The organism is Micromonospora sp. MH33, assembly GCF_003013775.1.
Taxonomy (GTDB): Bacteria; Actinomycetota; Actinomycetes; order Mycobacteriales; family Micromonosporaceae; genus Micromonospora; species Micromonospora fulviviridis.
The window spans coordinates 32,009-56,773 of sequence record NZ_MUYZ01000011.1; the positions used below are offsets into that span (position 1 = coordinate 32,009).

Annotated in this window: 18 protein-coding genes and 1 pseudogene; 9 read left to right on the forward strand and 10 right to left on the reverse strand. The window is 73.1% G+C overall.

The features are described 5' to 3' along the window. Positions 1-33: 33 nt before the first annotated feature. Positions 34-576: an acyltransferase gene (locus B0E53_RS03960; protein ID WP_107074705.1), complete on the forward strand. Its 543-nt coding sequence runs from the start codon at positions 34-36 to the stop codon at positions 574-576. Here the strand turns inward: B0E53_RS03960 and B0E53_RS03965 are convergent. The 4 genes from B0E53_RS03965 to B0E53_RS03980 all read right to left on the reverse strand — a co-directional run bounded on the left by B0E53_RS03965 (position 467) and on the right by B0E53_RS03980 (position 6,038). Further along, positions 467-1,411: a hypothetical protein gene (locus B0E53_RS03965; RefSeq protein WP_246835214.1), complete on the reverse strand. Its 945-nt coding sequence runs from the start codon at positions 1,409-1,411 to the stop codon at positions 467-469. The two genes, B0E53_RS03960 and B0E53_RS03965, sit on opposite strands and share 110 nt — an antisense overlap. Before the next feature lie 208 nt (positions 1,412-1,619). Beyond that, positions 1,620-2,903 carry a nucleotide sugar dehydrogenase gene (locus tag B0E53_RS03970; protein WP_107074706.1) on the reverse strand — a complete coding sequence of 428 codons (1,284 nt, stop codon included), beginning with the start codon at positions 2,901-2,903 and terminating at the stop codon, positions 1,620-1,622. Between the two features lie 4 nt (positions 2,904-2,907). Further along, positions 2,908-4,479, reverse strand: a complete 1,572-nt coding sequence (locus tag B0E53_RS03975; RefSeq protein WP_107074707.1) for a glycosyltransferase — start codon at positions 4,477-4,479, stop codon at positions 2,908-2,910. Continuing rightward, positions 4,476-6,038, reverse strand: coding sequence for a glycosyltransferase family 4 protein (locus B0E53_RS03980; RefSeq protein WP_107074708.1), 1,563 nt, complete (start codon positions 6,036-6,038; stop codon positions 4,476-4,478). The genes B0E53_RS03975 and B0E53_RS03980 overlap by 4 nt, the downstream gene beginning before the upstream one ends. A gap of 293 nt (positions 6,039-6,331) precedes the next feature. On the opposite strand from B0E53_RS03980, the gene B0E53_RS03985 reads away from it, so the two are divergent. Beyond that, complete coding sequence (locus B0E53_RS03985) at positions 6,332-7,522, forward strand: glycosyltransferase family 39 protein (RefSeq protein WP_107074709.1); 1,191 nt, start codon at positions 6,332-6,334, stop codon at positions 7,520-7,522. Positions 7,523-7,551: 29 nt separating this feature from the next. Here B0E53_RS03985 and B0E53_RS03990 read toward each other — a convergent pair whose 3' ends face one another. Next, complete coding sequence (locus B0E53_RS03990; protein WP_107074710.1) at positions 7,552-9,432, reverse strand: hypothetical protein; 1,881 nt, start codon at positions 9,430-9,432, stop codon at positions 7,552-7,554. 399 nt (positions 9,433-9,831) lie between these two features. Here B0E53_RS03990 and wecB point away from each other — a divergent pair, with 399 nt between their 5' ends. The 3 genes from wecB to B0E53_RS04005 are packed head-to-tail and all read left to right on the forward strand — an operon-like array spanning position 9,832 to position 14,478. After that, a complete protein-coding gene (gene wecB / locus B0E53_RS03995; RefSeq protein ID WP_107074711.1) occupies positions 9,832-10,917 on the forward strand; it encodes a UDP-N-acetylglucosamine 2-epimerase (non-hydrolyzing) in 1,086 nt (361 codons plus the stop codon). A 34-nt stretch (positions 10,918-10,951) separates the two neighbouring features. Beyond that, positions 10,952-12,358 (forward strand): glycosyl transferase, encoded by a 1,407-nt coding sequence (locus B0E53_RS04000; protein ID WP_107074712.1) that lies wholly within the window; start codon positions 10,952-10,954, stop codon positions 12,356-12,358. Beyond that, positions 12,355-14,478, forward strand: a complete 2,124-nt coding sequence (locus tag B0E53_RS04005; RefSeq protein WP_210405912.1) for a glycosyltransferase — start codon at positions 12,355-12,357, stop codon at positions 14,476-14,478. Before B0E53_RS04000 ends, B0E53_RS04005 begins: the two co-directional genes overlap by 4 nt. A 73-nt stretch (positions 14,479-14,551) precedes the next feature. Here the strand turns inward: B0E53_RS04005 and B0E53_RS04010 are convergent, their stop codons facing one another. From B0E53_RS04010 to B0E53_RS04030, 5 genes are all read right to left on the reverse strand, one after another. After that, positions 14,552-16,189 carry a glycosyltransferase family 4 protein gene (locus B0E53_RS04010; RefSeq protein ID WP_246835215.1) on the reverse strand — a complete coding sequence of 546 codons (1,638 nt, stop codon included), beginning with the start codon at positions 16,187-16,189 and terminating at the stop codon, positions 14,552-14,554. An 80-nt stretch (positions 16,190-16,269) separates the two neighbouring features. Further along, positions 16,270-17,928: a glycosyl transferase family 1 gene (locus B0E53_RS04015; RefSeq protein WP_246835216.1), complete on the reverse strand. Its 1,659-nt coding sequence runs from the start codon at positions 17,926-17,928 to the stop codon at positions 16,270-16,272. 32 nt (positions 17,929-17,960) lie between these two features. Then, positions 17,961-18,989: a Gfo/Idh/MocA family oxidoreductase gene (locus B0E53_RS04020; RefSeq protein WP_107074714.1), complete on the reverse strand. Its 1,029-nt coding sequence runs from the start codon at positions 18,987-18,989 to the stop codon at positions 17,961-17,963. Positions 18,990-19,045: 56 nt separating this feature from the next. Next, on the reverse strand, positions 19,046-20,155 hold the full coding sequence (locus B0E53_RS04025; RefSeq protein WP_107074715.1) for a DegT/DnrJ/EryC1/StrS family aminotransferase: 1,110 nt from the start codon (positions 20,153-20,155) through the stop codon (positions 19,046-19,048). 154 nt (positions 20,156-20,309) lie between these two features. After that, on the reverse strand, positions 20,310-20,942 hold the full coding sequence (locus B0E53_RS04030) for a TetR/AcrR family transcriptional regulator (protein WP_107074716.1): 633 nt from the start codon (positions 20,940-20,942) through the stop codon (positions 20,310-20,312). A gap of 162 nt (positions 20,943-21,104) precedes the next feature. Here B0E53_RS04030 and B0E53_RS04035 point away from each other — a divergent pair, with 162 nt between their 5' ends. The 4 genes and pseudogenes from B0E53_RS04035 to B0E53_RS04050 form a co-directional block, all read left to right on the forward strand. Continuing rightward, the gene (locus tag B0E53_RS04035; RefSeq protein ID WP_107074717.1) at positions 21,105-22,007 is read left to right on the forward strand and encodes an ABC transporter permease; all 903 of its coding nucleotides are present in this window, start codon (positions 21,105-21,107) and stop codon (positions 22,005-22,007) included. Continuing rightward, the gene (locus tag B0E53_RS04040; protein ID WP_107074718.1) at positions 22,000-22,800 is read left to right on the forward strand and encodes an ABC transporter ATP-binding protein; all 801 of its coding nucleotides are present in this window, start codon (positions 22,000-22,002) and stop codon (positions 22,798-22,800) included. Before B0E53_RS04035 ends, B0E53_RS04040 begins: the two co-directional genes overlap by 8 nt. Before the next feature lie 143 nt (positions 22,801-22,943). Continuing rightward, positions 22,944-24,440: a bifunctional cytidylyltransferase/SDR family oxidoreductase gene (locus B0E53_RS04045; protein ID WP_107074719.1), complete on the forward strand. Its 1,497-nt coding sequence runs from the start codon at positions 22,944-22,946 to the stop codon at positions 24,438-24,440. 21 nt (positions 24,441-24,461) lie between these two features. After that, a pseudogene (locus B0E53_RS04050) lies at positions 24,462-24,765 on the forward strand (CDP-glycerol glycerophosphotransferase); the annotation flags it as partial.

The following is a 24,765-nucleotide window of genomic DNA, read 5'->3' on the forward strand; positions in this document are numbered from 1 at the left end:
GCGACGACGCGCCCTGCGACGATGCGAGTTGACATGACTGACACCACCAACCGGTCCGCCTCCGTCTTCGTCCACCCGACGGCCGACGTGGAGTCCGGTGCCCGGATCGGCGACGGCACCAAGGTCTGGCACCTGGCCCACGTCCGGTCGAGCGCGCAGGTCGGCGCCGGCTGCGTGATCGGCCGCAACGTGTACGTCGACGCGGGCGTGACCGTCGGCGACCGTGTGAAGATCCAGAACAACGTCTCGGTCTACCAGGGCGTCACCATCGAGGACGAGGTCTTCGTCGGCCCGTGCGCGGTGTTCACCAACGACTTCCGCCCCCGCGCCCAGAACCCGGACTGGACCATCACCCCGACCATGGTCCGCCGGGGCGCCTCGATCGGCGCCAACGCCACCCTGGTCTGCGGCATCGAGGTGGGCGAGTACGCGATGATCGCCGCCGGCTCGGTGGTGACGAAGGACGTCAAGCCGTACCAGCTGGTGGCCGGCAACCCGGCCCGGCCGAAGGGCTGGGTCGACGAGAAGGGGGAGGTCGTCTCACGGGACGTCGACAACCCGCCGGTCCAGGCCTGAGCGCGGCCGGTACGCAGATCACCGGCAGCCGGGTGTCGGCCAGCTCGCGGAACGCGTCCTCGGCGCGCAGCAGCACCACCGCGCGGCGGCCGGCCGCTTCGACCGGGGCGAGCCACATGTTGGCCTGGTAGACGTCCTTCGCCGGGCCGGCGAAGTAGAGCGCCACCTCGGGCCGCTCCCGGGCCAGCCAGTCGTACACGGCGGGCAGCACGCCGGGGGCCTCGCCCCGACCGGGCGACCGGGTGAGCATCGGCACCGCGACGGTGAGCAGCCCGGCGGCCAGGGTGACCACCCCGGTGACCACCACCGGGGTGACCCGGTCGGCCGCCGCGGCAACCACGGCCGCCGGCACGAGCAACACGTTGAGCAGTGGCAGCCGCAGGCCGGCCAGGCGCCGCGCCCAGGCCGGCGGGACCGGCGCCCGGCGCAGCCCGCCGAGGTCGAGGTTGCGGGTGAGCGCCGGGGTGGCGGCCCGCCCGTCGACCGCCCTGGCCAGCGCGGTGGTGCCGGCCGCGACGGTCCACAGGGCGGCGGGCAGCAGCAGCACCGCGACGGTGCCGGCCGGGCCGGGGCGGACCGCGCTCACCACCAGCAGCACCACGGACAGGTCGCGGAGCAGGCGTCGGAAGACCAGCCCGAGGCCGGCCTTGCGGAGCAGCCCGCCGGTCTCGGCGTACCGGGTCGCGAGAGTCAGCTCACCGGCGATCACCACCGCCGCGGCGACCGCATACGGGACCACCAGACCGAGCGCTCCGGAGAGGATCATGACCCCGTAGCCGAGCAGCGTCAGGCCAACGACGGTGAGACCCCGCCGGCTCCGCTCTCTGCTGAACAACGGCACGCTCCCTGTCTGCCCACCGGCGTCGAGCTGGTCCGACAACGGGCAGCTGCGACCTGGAACCGGGGCAAGCAAGACAAGTATTGCCAGGGTGCCGGACGGGCGGACGGCCGATGACGATGCTCACCCCCGGGGGCCCGGCGGGCGACGCGACGCAGCGGGCCCCGGCCGTCGCGCGGCCGGGGCCCGAGGGGCTGCGGGCGGGTCAGCCGCCGATGACCACCCGGCGGACGCCGGTCCAGCGCGCCGGGTCGGTGACCCGGCGGCCATCGACCAGCACCGTCACGCCCGGCAGGTCGGCCGGGGTGAGGTTGCGGTACTCGGCGTGGTCGGCCTGGATCACCGCGGCGCCGATCGGCTCGCCCTGGTAGCCGGGGAGGCCGTGCGCGGCCAGCTCCTCGTTGGAGTACATCGGGTCGGCGACGTACGGGACGGCACCCCGCGCGCGCAGCGCCTCGACGGTCGGGAAGACGCCGGAGAAGGCGGTCTCCTTGACGCCACCCCGGTAGGCCGCACCGAGCACCAGCACGCCCACCCCGGTCAGGTCCCCGTACGCGGCGGCGAGCAGGTCGACGGCGTACTCCGGCATGGCGGCGTTGGCCTCGCGGGCCGAGCGGACCACGGTGGCCGCCGGGTCGTTCCACAGGTACATCCGCGGGTAGATCGGGATGCAGTGGCCGCCGACGGCGATGCCCGGCGAGTGGATGTGGCTGTACGGCTGGGTGTTGCAGGCCTCGATGACCTTGGTGACGTCGACGCCCACGGTGTCGGCGAAGCGGGCGAACTGGTTCGCCAGGCCGATGTTGACGTCGCGGTAGGTCGTCTCGGCGAGCTTGGCCAGCTCGGACGCCTCGGCCGAGCCGAGGTCCCAGACGCCGTTCGGGCGGTCGAGATCGGCCCGCTCGTCGAAGTCCAGCACCGCCTCGTAGAAGCGCACGCCGTGCGCGGCCGACGCCTCGTCGATGCCACCGACCAGCTTGGGGTAGCGGCGCAGGTCGGCGAAGACCCGGCCGGTGAGCACCCGCTCCGGGCTGAACACCAGGTGGAAGTCCTGGCCGGCGGTGAGGCCGGAGCCCTCCTCCAGCATCGGGGCCCAGCGGTTACGGGTGGTGCCGACCGGCAGGGTGGTCTCGTAGCTGACCAGGGTGCCGGGCTTGAGCCCGCGGGCGATGGCCCGGGTGGCGTCGTCCATCCAACCGAAGTCCGGCACGCCCTCGGCGTCCACGAAGAGCGGCACGACCACGACGACCGCCTCGGACTCGGCGACCGCGGCGGCCGTGTCGGTGGTGGCCGACAGCAGCCCGGCGGCGACCGCCTCCTTCAGCTTGACGTCCAGGTCGGCCTCGCCGGGGAACGGCACGGCACCGTCGTTGACCAGCTGGACGACCCGCTCGGAGACGTCGGCACCGATCACCCGGTGCCCCTTCGAGGCGAACTGCACGGCGAGCGGCAGACCGATCTTGCCGAGCGCGACGACGCAGATGTTCATGAAACTACTTTCCTCCAGAGGGCCAGATTCGGCGCAGGCGGGCAAGGAACCGACCGGGAGTCACCGGCGTGATCGCGACGATCACCTGGCCCTTGTGATTGGTGGTGGGCGTGACGAGGTGGAACCGGACGCCGTGCCGGGCCAGGAGCCGGGGCGCCGCGACGCGGCGGTCCGTGCGCAGCGGCGCCGAGGCGCTCCCGCCCAGCGCGGTCACCTCGGCACGCACCACCCGGCGCTCGCCGTTCGCCGCGACGACCGAGAGCAGCCGGTCCACCGCGAAGTCCGTCCGTACGACGGTACCGGTGCCGTCGGGCGCGACCGACGTCACACCTGCCAACTCGCCGACGCTGACCTGGATCGCCTCGGCGGACAGCTCGGACAGCTCGGCCCAGCGGCTGCGTGCGGTGACCACCAGGGCGCGGGCGCCGGCGGCGTCCCGGCCCCAGGCCAGCCCGGTCGCGGTCAGCCTCGCCAGCGCCTTGGCTGCCTGGTCGGTGATGTCGTACCAGTCGTCCGGGTAGCCGAACGCCGGGTCGCGGAAGCCGACGTGGTGGGCGTACCAGCGGTTGTCGACGATGGTGACCTCGGGCAGCCCCTTGTCGGCCTGCTGCCGGATCAGCTCCCGGAGTTGCGCCAGGTCGCCGTCGCGCGCGACCGCGAGCCGCAGCCGCAGGTCGCGCGCCATCCGGGCCTGGACGCCCTCGGTCAGGTACGCCTCGGCGAGCTTGCGGATCCGGTCGTGGACGTGCTGCTGGACGTCCGGGGAGAGGTCCAGGAACTCCGCCCGGAGCAGCTTCGCCACCTCCCAGCTGAAGTGGCGCAGCAGCACCGCCTCCCGGCGCGGGCCCGGCTCGATCAGCCCGGCCACGAAGCCGACCAGCTCCTCGGCGCAGCGCAGCCGCTCCTCGAAGCGGCTGGCGTAGGTGATGTTCTGCGCGTTCTCCCGCTTGACCGCGTAGTAGTACTCGTAGTCGGCGAGGACGGAGATCTTCCTCGCCCGGAAGCAGGCCTCCAGCGTGAACGGCTGGTCGCTGCCCATCCGCATGTCGGTGCGGAACCGCAGGCCGTGGCGCTCGACCAGGTCCCGCCGGAACAGCTTGGTGTTCGACAGCGACCAGGGCAGCGCGCTGTCGAAGAGGTCCAGCCGTTCCTCGGTGCTCGCGTAGGCCGCCTGGTGCACGTAGCGCTTGTTGGTGCCGACCATCCGGCCGAGCACCACGTCGGAGTCCCACCGGTCGGCGGCGGCCACCAGGCGCTCCAGCGCCTCCGGGCCGAGGTGGTCGTCGGAGCCGATGAAGAAGACGTACCGGCCGCGGGCGTGGTCCAGGGCGAGGTTGCTCGGTGCGGCCGGGCCGCCGGAGTTGGCCTGGTGCAGCACCCGGACCGTGTCCGGGTAGCGGGCGGCGTACCGGTCCAGTTCGGCGCCGCTGCCGTCGGTGGAGCCGTCGTCGACCGCCACGACCTCCAGCCGGTCCAGCCCGATGGTCTGCCCGACCAGCGACTCCAGGCAGGTGGTCAGGTACGGCATGGTGTTGTAGACGGCCACGACCACCGTCACGTCGGGCCGCCGGCTCATGCCCCCGCCCCCACCGAGGTCGGGGTCGGGTCGCCGGCCGGCGCCGGGCGCGGCGGGGCGTCGGGCAGCAGCCGGGAGTAGACGCCGTCGAGCACCTGCGCCTGCGCCTCCCAGGTCCAGCCGGCCAGCAGACCGGGCCGGTCGTACGCGGCGCGGTAGCGCGCCGGGTCGGCCAGCACCGCGGTGACCGCCCGGACGAAGTCGGCCACGTCCTCGGCCGTGAACACCTCGCCCTGACCGGTCTCCCGGACAGTCTCCGCCATCGTCTGCACATCGGAGACGACCAGCGGTAGGCGGGCGTGTGAATACTCGAAGAACTTGGTGATCAGCGCGATCTCGTGGTTGGGCCAGTGCTGGATCGGGATGACCCCGACCTGCGCGCCGGAGAGGAACCGGACCACCTGGTGGTGGGGCACGTAGGGCAGCAGGTGCACCCGGTCCGCCACGCCCAGCTCGCCGGCCCGGGTGACCAGGCCCTTGACGTACGCCGACGTGGGCTTGTTGACCACGAACGCGACGTGCGCGCCGGGCAGCCGGGGCAGCGCCTCGACCATCACTCCGAGGCCGCGCTTGGCGGCGGCCACCCCGCTGTAGACCAGCAGCGGGGTCTCCGGGCCGATGCCGCAGAGCGCGCGGATGTCCGGCACCGGCTCGCCCGCGTCGGCCGGCAGCTCGTCCACCGCCGGGGCGTTGAGCACCACCGCCGGGCGCTCCGCCAGCCCGTGCTCCCGCTGGAGCAGGTCGGCCAGGCCGCCGGAGACGGTCATCGCGGCGTCCGCGTACGGCACGTACTCCCGCTCGTGGGCCACGTTGCCGGGCAGCCAGCGGGCGTTGTCCCGCCACGGCTGCACGCCGGGCAGGTACTCGTGGGCGTCCCAGACCAGCGCGATCCGGCGGCCCTTCGCGGCCGCCCGGATCTTCGCGCGGGCGCCGACGCCGATCATCCGGAAGTCGTTGGCGTGGATCAGGTCCGGGGCCAGCTCGTCGACGACCGGGCCGTAGGCCAGCTCGTAGTCCCACAGCCCCGGCTCGAGGCGGCGCCACGCGCCGTCGCCGCGCAGCCGCTGCCAGAACAGCGTGTACGCCCGGTCCCAGGGACCGTCGAGCTTGCGGCTCTTCCGGGCCTGGTTGAGCTGCCGGTTGCGGAAGCCCACCCACTTGCGGGTCAGGCCGGCGAGCTTCTCCTCGGCGCGCAGCGCCGCCCAGGGCAGGCCACCGGGCCGGCCGGCGCCGGACTCCCGGGCCGCAGTGGTCAGCGCCGCCCGCCGGACCGCCAGGTCGGCCCGCCAGGCCTTCACCGCCTGGGTGCGGTGGGCGGCGATGCCGGACGGCGGGTATGCGAGCGGCCGGCGCAGCCACACCCGCCGGAACTCGTGCCGGCGCTTGGCGAGCGGCTCGGGCATCGGGATCAGGCGGACCTCGGCGTCGCCGAGCCGCCATTGCTGCGGCTGCCCGACGGGCGCACGTCCGAGGAGGACGACGTCCCAGCCGGCCTCGGCCGCCGACCGGGCGGCCTTCTGTACCCGGGAGTCACCGATGACCCCGTTGTCCACCAGCATGACGACCCGTCCCCGGGTGGCCGCCGCTGCGGTCGTGCCGTCAGATCGCATTCCTTGCCCGTCTCCGTCGTCGCCAGCACCGCGCCCGCGGACCCGAGCGAGTCTACGACAACGGATCGGCGCGAAACGTCCACCGCCGTCGGCGGTCCGCGCCCGCGCGCGCCGGTTGCTACCCTCCATGCTGTTCAACGACCGGCGGCGTCTCCCGTTCGCGGGCCGGGCCGGCCCAGCGCCTCCCGACGGGCTCGGCGAGCCGTCGGATCGCCCCAGCTCAGCGCGGACGGGATCGCACAATGGACGTGGTGACGACCGAGGAACCGAGCCGGCCGACGCCGGCCCAGCCCGCGGCGCCGGCGACCCCGGACCCACGCCGCTCCGGCCCCGGACAGCGGCTGTGGGCCGCTGCCCGGCAGGCGTTGCCCGCGCTCGTGGTTTACGGCGTGATCCGCCTCGTAGGGCTGCTCACCGTCTACCTGTGGGCGCGCAACGTGGGCGCGTCCGCGAGCGATCGGCTCACCCGGTACGACGGCAACTGGTACCTCGCGATCGCCCAGCACGGGTACGACGGGTACGAGAAGACGCAGAGCAACATGGCGTTCTTCCCGCTCTACCCCGGCCTGACCGCCGGCCTCGACCGGATCTCCCCGCTCAGCACGCACGGCGCCGCCCTGATCGTGGCGTGGCTCGCCGGGCTGGCGGCCGCCTGGGGCCTCTTCGCGATCGGCGCGCACCTGCACGACCGGCGCACCGGGGTCCTGCTCGCCGCACTCTGGGCGGCGGTGCCGCACGGCGTGGTGGAGTCGATGGGCTACAGCGAGAGCCTGTTCACCGCCCTCGCCGCCTGGACGCTGTACGCGCTGCTGCGCCGCCACTGGGTCACGGCGGGGGTGGTCTGCCTGTTCGCCGGCCTGACCCGGCCGACCGCCTCGTCGCTGATCCCGGTGGTGGGGCTGGCCGCGCTGATCGCGGCGGTCCGGCGCCAGGACGGCTGGCGGCCCTGGGTCGCCATGCTGCTCGCGCCGGCCGGCTGGCTGGGCTACCTGGCCTGGGTGGGCACGCGGACCGGGCGGCCGGACGGCTGGTTCCACATCCAGTCCGCCGGTTGGGGCACCAGCTTCGACTTCGGCGACTACACCCTCCACCGCGGGCAGGCGGTGCTGGCGCAGTCGCCCCCGCCACAGATGCTGATCGTGAGCGTGGTGGGGCTGCTCGCGGTGATGTTCCTCGTCCTGAGCGTGCTCGACCGGCAGCCCTGGCAGCTGCTGCTGTACAGCGGGTTGCTGCTGGTCACGACGCTGGGCTCGGCGGGCTACTACCACTCCAAGGCGCGGTTCCTGCTGCCGGCGTTCGCGCTGCTGCTCCCGGCGGCCGTCGGCCTGGCGCGGGCGGGCCGGGCCCGGGCGGTCACCGTGCTCGTGGCGCTGACCGCCTTCTCCGCGTACTTCGGCGGCTACCTGCTGCTGATCTGGAAGGGGTCGCCGTGACCGCCAGCCGGTGACGGGCGACACGCCCCTCACCGCGTGAACGGCCGGACGTCCCAGAGCCAGACGTCGTCCACCCGCTGTCCCGGGCCGTACAACGCGTCCAGCACGATCTTCAGGTCGTCGTGCCCGCGGGCGACCCGGTCGGGCAGCGCCACGGCGTCGGCCTTCCAGTACCGGACGTCGGACCGTGCCTGGGCGATGTCCGCCGGACCGACCGTCGTGTCCCGTTCCCCGCGCGAGACGGCGGTGAGCAGCTTCGCGGTCGGCTGCGGCTCCACGCCCCAGCGGCCGGTGGCGTCGGTGGCGGAGACCGGGCCGAGGAAGTAGCCCTCCGGAACGGCGAAACCGGCCACCGCGGCGGAACTCCAGTAGAGCGAGGTCATCCCGCGGACCGGCACCGGCACCAGGGTGCGGCCGGGGGCCACGTGGTCCTGCCACGCGCCGCTGGTGACGAAGTCCGGGACGGGGACCCGACCGCGGACCTCCAGCGGGGTGGGCAGGATCGGCAGCAGCGCGGCGAGCGCCGCCACCGCGGCCAGCCGGGGGACCAGGCGGGCCTCGCCCTCGCCGGTCACCCGCATCCGGCCGAGGCGGTCGCCCGTGACCGCGAACAGGACGCCGAGCGCCGCGGTCGTGATCAGCGCGAACCGGGCGACCACCACCGAGTCGAAGATCGGCAGGTCGCTCACCAGCGCGAACGGCGCCGGCACGCCGGTACGCCGGCTGCCCCAGGTCCAGGTGGTGCCGATCGAGAGGACAGCGGAGACCGCCATCACCACGCCCAGCACCCGGACGACGATCTCGCGGTGCAGCCACCAGCAGGCGGCCAGCGCCAGCACCACCACCGACCAGCCGTAGAAGCTCGACTGCTCGGTGGTGTTCGGGCCCCACGGCAGCGCGCCGGTCCGCCCACCGGCCACCGACTCGGTGGCGTAGCGCACGAACGAGCCGACGGTCAGCGCGTAGACGTCGGGGTCGCCGGGGTGCCCGACCCGGTGCTGCGGCCCGGCGAACTGCATCCACAGCGGGTACGCGGCGGCGGCTCCGACCAGCACACCGGTGATCGCGAGCCCGCCGAGCAGCGCCGGGGCTCGGCCCAGTGCCTCGCGGGGCCGGAAGACCAGGTATCCGAGCATCATCAGCAGGCAGCCGAGCGCCGTCAGGAACAGGATCTCCAGGCTCACGAAGAACTGCGCCACCACGAGCCACCCCAGCACGAGCCCGTCGCGGACCGGGCGGGCGTCGCGGGCCAGCCTGACGACCCGTAACAGGATGAACGGCACCAGCCACTGGGCGGTGATGTGCGGATGCCCGTTGCTGTGCGAGACGAGGGCCGGCGCGAAGGCGCAGAACAGGCCGCCCACGAAGGCCGCGGCCCGGGACGACACCAGATGCCGGGAGAGCATGTGGTACCAGGCGTACCCGGTGCCGGCCAGGTTGAGCGTGATGAAGAGCAGGTACGAGAAGGGCGCGCCGAACAGGAGGGTGAACGGCGACAGGACCAGGCCTGGAAGCTGCATCCCCACGTTGGTCATCAGGTTGACGCCGGCCGGGGCGTTCTGCAGCGTGGTGAAGAACGGATTCTCCAGGTGGCTGACCGCGTGCGCGGCGTAGGCCAGCATCCACTCGTTGAAGCCCTGGTCGTCGGGCCGGCTGCCGAGCAGCCGGCCGCCCGGATCGAGCCAGCCACGGGCGGTCACCCACAGTGCGCCGGCCAGGTAGACCGAGGCGACCAGCAGGTCCGGGCGCAGCCGGCGCCAGCGTGCGGGGGCGGCCGGCGACCGGGCCGGGCGCTGCGCTGCGTCGACCGGTGGCTCGGTCGGGCCGGGGGCCGCCTCGACGGTGGCGGCGGCCACCGGTCCGGCGTCGGCGGAGACGCGTGTCCGGCCGTCAGGGCCCGAGGCCGTCATATCGCCATATTTTACGCAGGTCAACCCCCTGGTCGGGCTCGCCACGCCGGACGGAGGCACCCCGGCCGGCCGGCGGGCGTCACGGGAGCCGGTACGGGGCGGACGGCCGCGCACGTTCGGTTAGGGTGGTGCGCTGTGTCCCGCCCTCGCGCCGCTCGTCGCCGTCCGCACCGGTCGGGCGCCGATGACCGGAACCGTCCGGTGGCGCCGCGCACCGTTCCCCGCCGACCGCCACCGCGTGCGTCGTCCGGCGCCGGCCGGGGCACTACTATTTCTAGGGCGCCCGCCCACGACCCGGGCTTTAGCAGCCGGCGCGCCGAGCTGAACACGGCCCCCGGTCCCCGCCGCCGGTGCCAGATCCACCCGTAGTCCCCGTCGCAGATCACGAGGAGTCACGTAGTGAAGGTCGTCAGCATTGTCGGCGCCCGCCCGCAGTTGGTGAAGCTGGCGCCCATCGCCGCGGCGTTCGCCGAGGACGGGTGCGAGCACGTGATCGTGCACACGGGCCAGCACTACGACGCGGACCTGTCCGACGTGTTCTTCTCCGGCCTCGGCATCCCGGACCCGGACGTGCACCTCGGCATCGGCTCTGGCAGCCACGGCGTGCAGACGGGCAACACCCTGGCGGCGCTGGACCCGGTGCTCGCCGCCGAACGACCGGACTGGGTGCTGGTCTACGGCGACACCAACTCGACCCTGGCCGGCACGCTGTCGGCCGTGAAGCAGCACCTGCGGGTGGCCCACCTGGAGGCCGGGCTGCGGTCGTTCAACCGGCGCATGCCGGAGGAGCACAACCGGGTGCTCACCGACCACGCCGCCGACCTGCTGCTCGCCCCCACCGAGGAGGCCGTGCGGCACCTGGCGGCGGAGGGCCTGGCGTCGCGCTCGGAACTGGTCGGCGACGTCATGGTGGACGTCTGCCTGCGGGTCCGCGACGACGTGTCACGCGGTGACCAGCCCCGGCCGGCGCTGCCCGAGGGCATCGACCCGGACGCCCCGTACCTGTTGGCGACCCTGCACCGCGCGGAGAACACCGACGACCCGCAGCGGCTCGCCGCGCTGCTCGACGCGCTGGCCGACCTGCCCGTGCCGGTGGCGCTGCTGGCCCACCCGCGGCTGGTCGCCCGGGTCGAGGAGCACGGCCTGAAGCTGTCCCGGGGCTCGCTGCACGCCGGCCGTCCGCTGCCGTACGCCGCCATGGTGGCGGCGGTGCTCGGCTCGGTCGGCGTGGTCACCGACTCCGGCGGCCTCCAGAAGGAGGCCTACCTGCTGGACCGCCCGTGCACCACGCTGCGGACCGAGACGGAGTGGGTGGAGACCCTCGCGGACGGCTGGAACGTCCTCGTTCCGGACCCGCGCGAGCTGGGCGCGCAGTGGGCGACGACGGCGACCCGTCCCGCCCCGGAGGCGCCCCGCGGCACCCCGTACGGCGACGGCCGGGCGGCCCACCGCGTCGCCGAGACGCTGCGCCGGCACCTGGCATGACCGCGCGTCCCCTCTTCACGATCGGCTACCTGCGATGAGCAACCGAGTCCTCCCCCTCCCCCGGTCCGGCGGCGACAAGCGACCGCACGCCATCTACCTGGCGATCGGCTTCCCGCCCGCGGCGAAGAGCAGCGCCTACCGGCTGCGCGAGACGGCGAACCAGTTCGTCGCCCTGGGCTGGGACATCACCGTCATCACCATCTGCCAGGAGGCCTGGGAGCGGGAGTACGGCCTGGACCACACCCTCTCCGAGAAGGTCGACCCGCGGGTCAAGGTGGTCGAGCTCCCGCTGATCCGGGAGGACCTGGAGACCGACATCCGGGCCTTCTCCGAGGAGCGCTCGCTCGACCCCGCGGGGTGGATCAAGCGGCTGCGTCAGCGCGAGCAGAAGCTCTTCCCCGAGCCGGTCTTCGGCGGGTGGCGGCACGACCTGGAGCAGGCGGTGCTGCGGGTGCACCGCGAGCACCCCGCCGACCTGCTGCTCGCCTCCTGCGCCCCGTACGTGAACCTGGCCGCCACGTGGAAGCTGTGGGAGGAGCACAAGGTCCCCTACGCGGTGGACTTCCGCGACGGCTGGTCGCTGGACGTCATCGGCGGCGGCGAGGCCTTCACCCGGGACTCGGTCTCCGGCCGCTGGGAGTCCAAGGTGCTGGAGCACGCCGTCGCGGTCTGGTGCGTCAACGACCCGATCGCCGGCTTCTACCGCGAGCGGTACCCCCACCTCGCCGACCGGGTGCACGTCGTGCGCAACGGCTACGACGAGGACAGCCTGCCGGACGTCACCGGCCGGTCGCCGGACCCGGCCGCCGGGCTGACCTTCGGCTACCTCGGCTCGGTCAACTTCACGCCGGCCTTCCTCGAGTCGGTGCTCGACGGGTGGCGGATCGCCCGCCGGGACGACCCGGTGCTGGCCAGCTCCCGGTTCGAGGTGCGGGGGCACATCGGCGCCGGTCCGGCCCGCGAGGCCAACCGTCACATGGACCTCCTCAAGGAGGCCGCCGTCGACGGGGTCAGCTTCGGCGGCCCGGTGCCGAAGGCCGACCTGGCCGCCACCTACGGCTCCTGGGACGCCCTCGTCCTGATGCTGGTCGGCGGCCGCTTCGTCACCTCCGGCAAGGTGTACGAGTTCATGGCAACCGGCCTGCCTGTGCTCTCCGCCCACGACGTGGACCACGACGCGACGAACATCCTGGCCGGGCACCCGCTGTGGACCGGGGCCGTCGGCCTGGACCCGCACCGTCTCGCCACCTCCTTCAGCGAGGCCGCCCGGATGGCCCTGAAGGCGACCGACGCCGACCGGACTACGGCGCGCCAGCTCGCCCGCCGGTTCGCCCGGCCGGCGGTGCTCGGCCCCGCCGTGCGACACCTCACCGAACTCGTCCGGCCCACCACGGCCGGCGACTCCGCCCCGGCCGCTTTGACGGAGGATGTCCAGCTGTGACCACCGTGCTCATCGTGGCCGCCACCGCGCCGAAGCAGCCGGCCGTCCTGATCGAGGCGCTCGAGCGCTTCCGTGCCCGGGGCGCCAGCGTCACCGTGGCGTGCTTCTTCAACAGCGCGGACCTGCCGGTCGACCCGGCGCTGGCGGAGGTGCGCACCTTCGCCGTACCCGGGGAGAAGCGGGACGCCCGGCTCCGCAAGGCGCTCGGCCGGGCGCCGGCCAACCGGAAGGTGTGGTTGCACGCCCGCCGCAACCCGTGGCTGCGGCAGCTCTTCCGGAAGGCGGACCTGCTGGTCGCCCTCGACGCCCGCGCCGTGCACACCGTGTGGGAGATGGCCCAGCGCAACACCCGGGCCGGCGCCTACTACGGGCTCGTGCCGGCGCAGCGGGCGCTCGACGCCCGGCGGACCGAGTCGGTGAGCCGGCGGCTGGAGCGTCAGGTCTCCGCGGCGGCGGGCATCGGCGCCCGGGGCGCGCGCCGGGCGGCGGCGCAGACCGTCCGGACCACCTTGCACAAGGCCACCGGCCAGACGGTCATGAGCAACCCGGCGGGGGCCTGGTTCTGGACCCGCGCGGTGGCGGCTCCCCGCGTGCCGGACCGGTTCCGCAGCAAGCTCGCCGTCCGGCTGCACGACAGCGCGGTGAAGGCCGGCCGGCCGGCCGTCGCCGCCCGGGCCGCCTCCGCCGCGGTCAGCCGCATCAGCAGCGCCGGCACCCGCGCGGACGTGCTGACCAAGGCGGCGCAGGCCGAGCTGGCGCTCGGCCGGGTGCCGACCGGCCTGCACGACGCGATCCGGGCCCAGCTGGCGCTGGCGGACAACCTGCTCCCCCGGGACAGCAAGAAGGCCGCCGCGGCCGTGTCCAGGGCGTGGAGCCTGGCCTCCAACCGGGTGCTGCACTTCGACCGGCTCTCCTCGCCCATGAGCGAGGACCCGGGGGCCTTCCTGGCGCCGTTCCGCGAGAGCACCGCGGCCCGGAAGCTGTCCGCGAAGCGCGGCCGGCTCGCCCCGGCCGCTCCAGCGCCCACCGACCGGCCGCTGCGCCTGCTGGTCACCACGCTCATCAACGACAACTTCCTCCAGGAAATCCTGGAGCGCTACCGGGCGATGCCGAACGTGGAGGTCCGGTTCCTCGATCTCTACGACGACCCGGTGACCCGCCCGCTCGCCCTGAGCGGCAGCACCGTCATGGAGCACCTGCTGGCCGGCGAGTCGTCGTACGGCGCCAAGATCGAGGAGTGGCTGCGGCCGCACCTGGACTGGGCCGACACCGTCTTCGTCGACTGGTGCCAGGCCACCGCGGCACTGTTCACGCTGCACGACCCGGGTACCGTCCGGATCATCGTCCGACTGCACAGCTTCGAGGCCTTCAACTTCTGGCCGCACCTGGTGGACTTCTCCCGGGTCGACGACGTCGTCTTCGTCTCCGAGCACCTCAAAGACCTGTCCACCGCGGTGCTGCCCCAGCTCACCGAGGCGCACGGCCCCCGGCTCCACGTCATCGACAACGCGATGGACCTCCAGCGGTACCCCCGCGCGAAGCCGGCGGACGCCCGGTTCACCCTCGGCATGGTCGGGTTCAGCTCGGTGGCGAAGGACCCGCGCTGGGCGGTCGAGGTGCTGCGCAGGCTGCGCGAGCGGGACGAGCGCTACCGGCTCACGCTCATCGGCAGCGACTTCAACAACCGGACCAGCAAGCCGGCCAAGGACTACGGCAAGCTGTTCAGCCAGGACCTGGCGGAGTTGGAGCCGCTCGGCGCGGTCCGGCGGTACGGGCAGACCGACGACGTCCCGGCCGGGCTCCAGGAGGTGGGGATCATCCTCAGCGCCTCCGTGCGGGAGAGCTTCCACTGCGGCCTGGTAGAGGGCGCGGCCAGCGGGGCGGTGCCGGTGGTCCGGGACTGGCCGTTCTTCGCCGGAAAGCCGCACGGCGCCCGAAGCCTCTTCCCCGCCGACTGGGTGGTCGACACCCCCGAGGAGGCCGCCGAGCGGATCCTGGCCGTCACGGCCACAGAGGAGCGGTGGGCGGAGGCCGGTCGGGCCGCGTCCGAGCACGTCCTGAAGACGTGGGACTGGACCGTCACCCAGTCCGGGTACGACCGGCTGCTGCTGGACGACTGAACCTGCGGCGGAACGCAGGGAAAACGGGAAGGGGCCCGGCCGATCGGCCGGGCCCCTTCGTCGTGAGCACGATTCAGCGGACCGGGACGGCCGACCGCTGCGCCGGTACGGACGGGGTGGCGGGGTCCGCGGCCGGGACCGCCTTCGGGTGGTCCGGGAGCAGGCGGGTGTAGACCTCGTCCATCACCCGGGCCTGCGCCTCCCAGGTCCACTGCTCGAGCACGCCCGGCCGCTCGTAGGCGGCGCGGTACCGCTGCGGGTCGTCCAACACCGCCCGCACCGCGCGTAGGTAGTCGTCCAGGTCCTCGGCGCGGAACACCTCGCCCTGGCCGGTGGCCCGGGTCGCCTCGGCCATCGTCTTGACGTCGCTCACCACCATGGGCAGCCGACCGTGGGCGTACTCGAAGAACTTGGTGATCAGCGCGATCTCGTGGTTCGGCTTGTGGTGGATCGGGATGACGCCGAGGTCGGCAGGGGCCACGAAGGCGGAGACCTGCCAGTGCGGCACGTACGGGAGCAGGTGCACCCGGTCGGCCACGCCCAGCTCGGTGGCGAGCTCCTCCAGCTCGTACATGATCGGCACCTTCCCGTTCGGGTGCAGCGACACCAGCGCGACGTGCGCGTCGGGCATCCGCGTCAGGCCCCGGATCATGATGTCCACCCCGCGCGACGGGTTGATGCCGCCGCAGTAGACCAGCAACGGGGTGGTCGAGTCGATGCCGCAGAGCGCCCGGATGTCCGGCACCGGCACGGCCCACTGCTCCGGTGTCAGCGCGGCGGGCGGGGCGTTCAACACGACGGCCGGCTGCTCGGGCAGGTCGTGGGTCTCCCGGAGCAGGTCGGCCAGCGCCGAGGAGACGGTGATGACGGCGTCGGCGTAGGGCGCGTGCTCACGCACGTACGCGATCTGGGCCGGCAGCCAGCGCAGGTTGGCGGGCCGGCCGATGATGCCCGGGACGAACTCGTGGGCGTCCCAGATCAGCTTGACGTCGCGGCCGCCGGCCCGGGCCCGCATGGCGGCCCGCGCCCCGACGCCGAGCATCCGGAAGTCGTGGGCGTGGATGAGGTCCGGCTCGAGCTCGTCGACGACCGCGGCGAAGGCCAGTTCAAAGTCCCACAGCTCCGGGTCCAGCCGGCGCCAGGCGCGGTCGCCCTGCAGGCCCTGCCAGAACCGCAGGGCGGCCCGGTCGAGCCGGGAGTTCGGGTCCTGCTGGCGCTCCTGCAGCCGCTTCAGCTCCTGCGACCGGAACTTGACCCACTGGAACATGATCTTGTTGAGGAAGTACGGCGACGCCAGCCGGGCCTTGCCGGTCAGCTCGGCCCAGCGCGCCCCACCACCGCGCCGCGCCACCTTGATCTCGGAGAGCCGGAAGTTGAGGTCGTCCCGCCGGGCCTTGAGCCTGTTCAGCTTCCGCTTCGCCTCAGGCCCCGGCTTGTAGGCCAGCGGGCGGCGCAGCAGGGCGCGACGATAGGTGACCGGGTGCGGGAGCCGTCGGGGCACCCGGATGAGCCGCACCTCGGCGTCACCGAGCCGCCAGGTCTCCTCCGCGGTGGCGCTCTTCAGGATGCCGACCAGGATCACCTCCCAGCCGGCCTCGGCGGCCGACCGGGCGGCCTTCTGCACCCGGGAGTCGCCGTGGACCCCGTTGTCGACCAGCATCACCACCCTCCCCCGCGTCGGTCGGGCGTCGGTGGACGGCACAGCAGGCATCGGGTGCTTCTCCTCGTTGACGGGTCTGGCACGGTCGGTCCGGCTCCCCCCGCCGGTCGTCCGGGGACGACCGGCGCGGGTCACCGGAGGAAAGCGTCGAAGACCTCGGCGGTCCGCCGACCGTCGTGCTGGTCACGGACGTACCCGGGCCCCTCGGCGGCGAGCGCCGCCGCGGCGGCACGGTCGTCGAGCAGCGACTCGATCGCCTTCACCAGGGTGGTGGGCGTGGCGTTCACGATGGGTGGTTGGACGCCGACCGCGCGGTGGGCGGCCTCGCTGAGGTAGGCCACCACCACCTTCCCGGCGGCCATCCCCTCACAGGAAAACGTGCCGTAGCTGCCGATCACGAGCTGGTCGACGACGATGTCGGCGTCCTGCACCTGGCGGCGCATCTCGCTGTACGGCAATCCTTCCACCAGCCGCAACTCGATGATCCGCCGGTCGTGCAGCTCCTGCAACTGCGGCAGCAGCCGGTCGGTGCCCTTGGTCCAGCGGTTGGACGGGGCGTGCAGCACCACCGGGCGGGCCCGCTCCAGCACCGGACGGTCGCACGTCCAGCCGTCGACGTCGACCACCAGTGGGGCCCAGGTGGCGAAGGGCACGTCGTCCAGCAGGTCGGGGGTGGTGACGAACAGCGGCAGGCCGCTCTCCTCGGCGGTGCGCCGGTTCCGCTCGGCCACCACGGTGAGCCGCTCCCGCAGGTCCTCCGGGGCGTCCCGGAACGCGGACTCGGCGTGCCGTTCCAGGTGCGCTCTCGGGTGGCGGATCTCGCTGCCGTGCGCCAGCAGCGCGACCTTGATCCGGGCCCGGCGCAGGGCGGGAAGGTCGGCCGCCACGTCGTCGCCGTTGAGGCGGCCGAGCACCGGGCGGAAGGCGTCGACGATCAGGTGGGTGTACGCGCCGAGCACCCGCCGGATCTGGTCCAGCTGCACATCGAGCTGGTGTTCAGCCGGGAAGTGCAGGTAGCGGTCCGCCGGGTACCGGTAGTTCGCCGGTGGCTTGGCCACGACCAGCTCCACGCCGACGTCCGGGCGGGCGGCGCTGATCGCGGCGGCCAGCGCGGAGAGCTGACCGGCGTAGTTGGCGGTGCCCAGGCCGAGCCGCACGGGCCCGGCGCCCAGGGCCCGCCAGGGACCCGGTGTGCCGGCCTCGACCGGCGCGACGGTCGGCTCCGCCGCCTCCGGCGCCTCCGCGGTGCGGTCCCACGCCCGCTCGACGGCCTTCACGAAGGACGGCACCGAGCCGGGGACGAACAGTTCGCCGGTCCGGTGCCGGGCCAGGTACTCGCGTACCGGCCGGGCGTTGCCGGCCACGATCCGCAGTCCGGCGGCCCGGTAGGCGTCGAGCACGGCGGGCACCGACGCGGCCGGGTCCCCCGCCGGGGCGAACCCGAGCACGGCCAGGTCCGCCGAGGCGAGGAAGGCCGGTGTCAGCCGACGCGTGCGGGGCACCTCGTGCACCCGCCGGCGCGCCTTGCCGGCGCGGCGGATCAGCTCCCGCACGGCCGCCCCGTCCGCATCGGTGCGGACGAGGGCCAGGTGGAACTCCGGCAACCGGGCCAGGGCGGCCAGGATGCCGCCGAGCGCCCGGTCGTCCGCGATGCCACTCGCGTGCACGAGCAGCGGCGTGGTGGCGGGGAGCTCGCAGAGCTCACGTACCGAAGGGGTCTCCCAGGGCCGATCGCCGGCGGCGGCCCGGCGGAGCGCGATGCGCCACCGCCGGGGGAGCCGCCGCTTCACCGCGGAGACCGTCCGCCGAACCGGCGCCGGGCTCATCGCAGTGCCGGCTCCGCGTCGCTCCCGGCGGCCGCCACGGAGACGACCTTGCCGTCGGACGCGGACTCGAGGAGACCGGCGGCGACCCGCACGGTACGCAGGCCCTGCCGCAGCGTGACGATGTCACTCTGCTTGCCCTCCACGGCGTCGCGGAAACGCTCGTGCTCGACCAGCAGCGGCTCGCGCTTCGGGATCGCGTACCGGACCATGTCGCCCTCGGCCACGCCGCGGAACGCGCGCAGCGCCTCCCATTCCGTGTCGATGGCGGCGTTGGCGTAGAAGGTCAGGTCGGCGGTGAGCGTGTCGGCGACGAAGCAGCCCTTGTCACCGGTGACCACGGTGGACCGCTCCTTGAGCGGGCTCAGCCAGTTGACCAGGTGGTTGACCATCGTGCCGTCGGCGAGCTGGCCGACCACGGCGACCATGTCCTCGTGCAGCCGGCCGCTGCGGGAGATCGTCCGGGCCGACACGGAGGTGTATTCCTGGCCGGTCACCCAGGCGGTCAGGTCGATGTCGTGGGTGGCCAGGTCCATCACCACGCCGACGTCGGCGATCCGGTGCGGGAACGGGCCCTGGCGCCGGGTGACGACCTGGAAGACCTCGCCCAGCTCGCCGGCCTCCAGCCGGGTGCGCAGGCTCTGCAGCGCCGGGTTGTAGCGCTCGATGTGCCCGACACCGGCCACCAGGCCGGCGGCCTCGAACGCCTCCACCAGCGTGGTGGCGGCCTCGACGGACTGGGCCAGCGGCTTCTCGATCAGCGCGCAGACGCCGTTGGCGGCCAACTCCAGGCCGATCCGCTCGTGCAGCGCGGTCGGGCAGGCGACCACCGCGTAGTCGATGCCCATGGCCAGCAGGTCGGCCAGCTCGGGGACGACCGGGGCGCGGAGCGTGCCGGTCACGTCGCCGGCCGGGTCGACCACGCCGACCAGCTCGACGCCGTCCAGGTTGGACAGCACCCGGGCGTGGTTGCGGCCCATCGCGCCCAGGCCGATCAGGCCGGCGCGCAGCTTGCGGCCCTGGCTCACTGCGCCACCTTCCGTTCGCGACTGCGGGGCTCGCAGAACCGGCTCACTCCTCGCGCTCACCGGGCACCCCCGGCGAGGTTCGCACCTTCGGCGATCCGCTCCAGGTCGGCCGGGCTCAGCGACGGGTGCACCGGCAGCGAGACGACCTCGGCGGCGGCCCGCTCGGTCTCCGGCAGGTCCCACGGGCCCGGCTTGCCGTCGGAGTCCAGGTAGGGCTTGAGCCGGTGGATCGGGGTCGGGTAGTAGACCGCGTTGCCGATGCCCAGCTCGGTGAGGCGGGCCATGGCCGCGTCGCGGTTGCCCTCCACCCGCACGGTGTACTGGTGGTAGACGTGCTTGGCGGCGTCCGCCACGGGCGGGGTGACCATCCCGGTGATCTTCGAGTCGAGGAACTTGGCGTTGGCCCGGCGCTGCTCGGTCCACTCCGCGAGCTGGGTGAGCTGTACCCGGCCGATCGCGGCGGCCACGTCCGTCATCCGCATGTTGGCGCCGACGATCTCGTTGGCGTACCGCTGCTCCATGCCCTGGTTGCGCAGCAGCCGCAGGGTGCGGGCCACCTCGGCGTCGGCGGTGGTGACCATGCCGCCCTCCAGGGCGTGCATGTTCTTAGTGGGGTAGAAGCTGAAGCAGCCGGCGGTGCCGAAGGCGCCGACCGGGGTGCCGTGCAGCGTGGCCCCGTGCGCCTGGGCGGCGTCCTCCACCACGGCGAGGCCGTGCCGCTCGGCGATCGCCATGATCTGGTCCATGGCGGCCGGGTGGCCGTAGAGGTGGACCGGCATGATGGCGACGGTGCGCGGGGTGACCGCGGCGGCGACCGCCTGCGGGTCGACGCAGAAGCTGCCCGGCTCGATGTCCACGAAGACCGGCTCGGCGCCGACCAGCCGGACGGCGTTGGCGCTGGCGGCGAAGGAGAACGAGGGCACGATGACCTCGTCACCCGGGCCGAGGCCGAGCGCCATCAGGGTGAGCTGGAGCGCGGAGGTCCCGGAGTTGACGGCGACGCAGTGCCGGCCGGCGACCAGGTCGCCGAACTCCTCCTCGAACGCGGCGACCTCGGGGCCCTGCACGACCCGGCCGCTCCGCAGCACCCGGACAGCCGCCTCGATCTCGGCCTCACCGATGATCGGTCGTGCTGGGGGAATGAACTCTGGGTGCGGCCCGACCATGGGGCTTCCTCCTGTCGACACGGTTCTCACTTGGGGGACGGTTTCGGGGGGATGGTAGCGGTTGCTGCTGCAAACGACCCGGTCGCAACCATTGTCCGACCAGATGTGTCCTGATGTTCATGATCGACTGGCGCTCCGCGACCGGGATCCGGAGTCACACTTCCACCTCGTCGCGGACAGGCCCCAAGCATGCTACCCGGAGGGCCGCGACGATCGCGGAGGCCAGGCGGGGCACCTCCTCGACGTCCAGCGACGCCCGTGAGATGGCCATCCGCCAGTAGACCGGGCCGACGATCAGGTCCACCGCGGCGCGCCGGTCGGTGTCCGGGGAGAGTTCCCCCCGCTCGACCGCACGGCCGATCAGGATCCGGCCGACGGCCTGCTGGTAGTCGTCCAGGGCGGCCTGGAGCTTCTCCGCGATCTGCGGGTTGCGGGCCGCCTCGGCCAGCAGGTCCGGGATGATCTGCGAGGCCAGCCGGTGCCGCAGCGCGCGGGCCATCACGTGGAGCAGGATCTCCAGGTCACCGAGGAGGCTGCCGGTGTCCAGCAGCGGCAGGTTGCGTCCCGCCGCCGCGGAGACCATGTCAAGCACCAGGTCGAGTTTCGAGCGCCAACGGCGGTAGATCGCGGTCTTGCTGACCCCGGCCCGGCGGGCCACCGCCTCGATGGAGAGGCGGCCGTAGCCGACCTCGGCCAACTCCTGCATCACGGCGGCGCGGATGGCACTGGTGATCTCCCCGCGCAGCACCGCCGCGCCGGCCGGGGCACGCCTCTTCTCGGTCGTCACGTGGGACAATGTAGCGCAACGACGGTACGGTTGCGTCCCGACGTGTTTTGGACTACCTTCCACGCAGCAGCGAGGCACCCTCCCCCGCCCGGCCACGCTAGATTTCAACGCCGCGACACATCTCCTGCTCCCCATCGGCACGAAAGATCGGAGCGCCTGACCATGGCCAACACCGCGGTGGCCGACCCCGAATCCGGGCTGACCCGGGCCCAGCTCGCCCAGCGGTACGGGCTGCGGGTCGCCGGGGAACGCCCGCCTCTGGCCGAGTACGCCCGCAAGCTCTGGGCGTACCGACACTTCATGACCGCGTACTCGCGGGCGAAGGTCGCCTCGTCGTTCAGCAACACCCAGCTCGGGCAGCTCTGGCAGGTGCTGACACCGCTCACCAACGCGGCGGTCTACTACCTGATCTTCGGCGTGATCCTGTCCCAGCACCGGAGCGTGTCGAACTTCATCGCCTACCTGTGCACCGGCGTGTTCATCTTCATGTTCACCCAGACCGCGGTGCAGAACGGCACGAGCGCGATCACCGGCAACCTGGGGCTGATCCGGGCCCTCCAGTTCCCCCGGGCCGCGCTGCCGATCACCGTCACCCTGGTGCAGCTCCAGCAGCTGCTCATGTCGATGATCGTGCTGGCCGCCATCGTGGTGCTGACCGGCGAGCCGATCACCTTCCGCTGGCTGCTGATCGCCCCCATGCTGCTCCTGCAGACCGTCTTCAACGTCGGGCTGACCATGGTGATGGCCCGGCTCGGCTCCAAGGTCACCGACCTCAAGCAGGTCATGCCGTTCGTGATGCGGACCTGGCTGTACGCCTCCGGCGTGCTCTACCCGGTCTCCCTGTTCCGGCAGCACCTGCCGCACTGGGCGGCGGCCGTCCTGGAATGGAACCCGCCGCTGGTCTTCATCGAACTGGCCCGGTACTCGCTGCTCGATTCGCACCAGGCGAACCTGGTGAGCTCCCCCCTGCGGCTCTGGGCGCTCGGCCTGTTCTGGGCGGTCGTCATGGGCATCGGCGGGTTCGTCTACTTCTGGCGCGGAGAGAAGGAGTACGGCCGTGGCTGACCAGACCCAGTCGGCGGGCAACGCCGCCGTGGTGGACGCGGGACGGGTCCCGACCGTCGTGGTGGACGACGTGCACGTGATCTACAAGATCCACAAGGGCGCCACCGGCGGCACCAGCCCGGTCTCCGCCCTCAAGCGCATCGTGTCCCGGACCAACGCGCCGAACATCCGCGAGGTGCACGCGGTCAAGGGCGTGAGCTTCACCGCGTACGAGGGTGAGGCCATCGGCCTGATCGGCAGCAACGGCTCCGGCAAGTCGACCCTGCTGCGGGCCATCGCCGGCCTGCTCCCGCCGGCCCGGGGCGCGGTCTACACGCAGGGCCAGCCGTCCCTGCTCGGCGTGAACGCGGCCCTGCTCAACGACCTCTCCGGCGAGCGCAACGTGGTGCTCGGGTGCCTGGCCATGGGCATGCCGCCGGACGAGGTCAAGCGGCTGGCGCCGGAGATCATCGAGTTCTCCGGGATCAACGAGCGCGGCGACTTCGCCTCGCTGCCGATGCGCACCTACTCCTCCGGCATGGGCGCCCGGCTGCGCTTCGCCATCTCCTCCGCGAAGAAGCACGACGTGCTGCTCATCGACGAGGCGCTGGCCACCGGTGACCGCAAGTTCCGGGCCCGCAGCGAGCAGCGGGTCCGCGAGCTGCGCGACAGCGCCGGCACGGTCTTCCTGGTCAGCCACTCGATCAGCTCGATCCGGGACACCTGCGAGCGGACCATCTGGCTGGAGAGCGGCGTGCTGAGGATGGACGGCCCCACCGACGAGGTCTGCGACGCCTACGAGAACCAGAAGTAGCCGTCCGGGGCGCACCGGTCCCGGGCTCGCCCGGGTCGGTGCGCTCCGTCGTACGCGTTAAGGTTTCCTGGTTGCCGGCGAAAGTTCACCACCCGGTCATCCAGTCGCAAAACCCCATCCACCCGCAGAAGTGAGGAACGGCAATGACGCAGGACCGCACCCCCGCGCCGGCGAGCCCGGCGCCCTGGCGCCCCTCGCGGACGGTGGCCGTGATCCTCGCCGGGGGGACCGGGACGCGTCTCGGGCTGGGCATCCCGAAGCAGCTGCTGAAGATCGCCGGCAAGCCGATCATCGAGCACACCCTGGCGGTGTTCGAGGCCGCGCCGGAGATCGACGAGATCATCGTGCTGATGGCCGCCGGTCACGTGCCCGACGCCGAGCGGATCGTCGCCAACGCCGGCTTCCGCAAGGTCAGCAAGGTGATCGAGGGCGGGGACACCCGCAACGACACCACCCGGATCGCGCTGGACGCGGTCGGCGAGGGCGACGTCAACATCCTCTTCCACGACGCGGTGCGCCCGCTGGTCAGCGCCCGGATCGTGCGCGAGTGCGTGAACGCGCTCTGGACCTACTCCGCGGTGGACGTGGCCATCCCGTCCGCCGACACGATCATCCAGGTCGACCAGGACGACTGCATCACCGGCATCCCGGTCCGCGCCACGCTGCGCCGCGGCCAGACCCCGCAGGCGTTCCGGTCCGGCACCATCCGCGAGGCGTACCGGCGGGCCGAGGGCGACCCGGACTTCGCCGCCACCGACGACTGCGGCGTGGTGCTGCGCTACCTGCCCGGCACGCCGATCAAGGTGATCGACGGCTCGGACGAGAACATCAAGGTCACCCACCCGGTCGACGTGCACCTGGCGGACAAGCTCTTCCAGCTCGCGGCCGCCCAGGTGCCCAAGCTCACCGACCACCGCAGCTACTCCGAGGAGCTGACCGGCCGGACCATCGTGGTCTTCGGCGGCAGCTACGGCATCGGCCACGACCTCACCGAGCTGGCCCGCCGCTACGGCGCCCAGGTCTTCCCGTTCAGCCGCTCCACCACCGGCACCCACGTCGAGCGGGCCGAGGACGTGGCCGCCGCGCTGAAGACCGCCTTCGAGGCGACCGGCCGGATCGACCACGTGGTGGTCACCGCCGGGATCCTGGAGAAGGGCGCCCTGGCGGAGATGGACGAGGAGACGATGGAGCGCCTCCTGCACGTCAACTTCGTGGGCCCGGTCACCATCGCCCGGCAGTCGCTGCCGTACCTCCAGCAGACCAAGGGCCAGCTGCTGCTCTACACCTCCAGCTCCTACACCCGGGGCCGGGCGCGCTACGCGCTCTACTCGGCCACCAAGGCCGCGCTGGTCAACCTGACCCAGGCGCTCGCCGACGAGTGGGCCGAGTTCGGCGTACGGGTCAACTGCGTCAACCCGGAGCGCACCGCCACCCCGATGCGCACCAAGGCGTTCGGCGAGGAGCCGGAGCACACCCTGCTCTCCGCCGAGGCGGTCGCCCAGGCCTCCCTGGACGTGCTGATCTCCGAGCTGACCGGTCAGGTGATCGACGTCCGCCGCGCGCCCGGCGAGCCGGTGGCCGCGGTGCCCGCCCAGCCGGGCGCGCACCCGTCGGAGCTGCCCACCGGCGTCGGCGCCTGACCGGCGGACGGGACGAGCCAGATGCGTGGTGACCTGGTCCGGAAGCTGCTCGCCCGGGTGCTGACCACCGGGCTGGCGGTGCTGGCCTTCCTCGTCGTGGCGCTCACCGGGGCGACCGGCTGGGGGCTGGCGGTCGCGGTCGCCGCGCTCGCCGCCACCGCCTGGGAGCGCCGGGTCCGGCCGACCGCCGACGGCCTCGCCGAGTCGGTGCTGGCCGCCGCCGGCATCCTGGTCGGCTACGCCCGCCGGCTGGACGCCGGCTTCGACCCGGCGCTGGCCGCCACCGCGCTGGTCCTGCTCGGCCTGGTGCTGCTGGTGGGGCCGC

What these genes read in the sequence shown, in the direction of transcription:
- B0E53_RS03960 (WP_107074705.1), top strand. Translation starts at nt 34, where the DNA reads ATGACTGACACCACCAACCGGTCCGCCTCCGTCTTCGTCCACCCGACG.
- B0E53_RS03970 (WP_107074706.1), bottom strand. Translation starts at nt 2,903, where the DNA reads ATGAACATCTGCGTCGTCGCGCTCGGCAAGATCGGTCTGCCGCTCGCC.
- B0E53_RS03975 (WP_107074707.1), bottom strand. Translation starts at nt 4,479, where the DNA reads ATGAGCCGGCGGCCCGACGTGACGGTGGTCGTGGCCGTCTACAACACC.
- B0E53_RS03980 (WP_107074708.1), bottom strand. Translation starts at nt 6,038, where the DNA reads ATGCTGGTGGACAACGGGGTCATCGGTGACTCCCGGGTACAGAAGGCC.
- B0E53_RS03985 (WP_107074709.1), top strand. Translation starts at nt 6,332, where the DNA reads ATGGACGTGGTGACGACCGAGGAACCGAGCCGGCCGACGCCGGCCCAG.
- B0E53_RS03990 (WP_107074710.1), bottom strand. Translation starts at nt 9,432, where the DNA reads ATGACGGCCTCGGGCCCTGACGGCCGGACACGCGTCTCCGCCGACGCC.
- B0E53_RS04000 (WP_107074712.1), top strand. Translation starts at nt 10,952, where the DNA reads ATGAGCAACCGAGTCCTCCCCCTCCCCCGGTCCGGCGGCGACAAGCGA.
- B0E53_RS04010 (WP_246835215.1), bottom strand. Translation starts at nt 16,189, where the DNA reads ATGCCTGCTGTGCCGTCCACCGACGCCCGACCGACGCGGGGGAGGGTG.
- B0E53_RS04025 (WP_107074715.1), bottom strand. Translation starts at nt 20,155, where the DNA reads ATGGTCGGGCCGCACCCAGAGTTCATTCCCCCAGCACGACCGATCATC.
- B0E53_RS04035 (WP_107074717.1), top strand. Translation starts at nt 21,105, where the DNA reads ATGGCCAACACCGCGGTGGCCGACCCCGAATCCGGGCTGACCCGGGCC.
- B0E53_RS04045 (WP_107074719.1), top strand. Translation starts at nt 22,944, where the DNA reads ATGACGCAGGACCGCACCCCCGCGCCGGCGAGCCCGGCGCCCTGGCGC.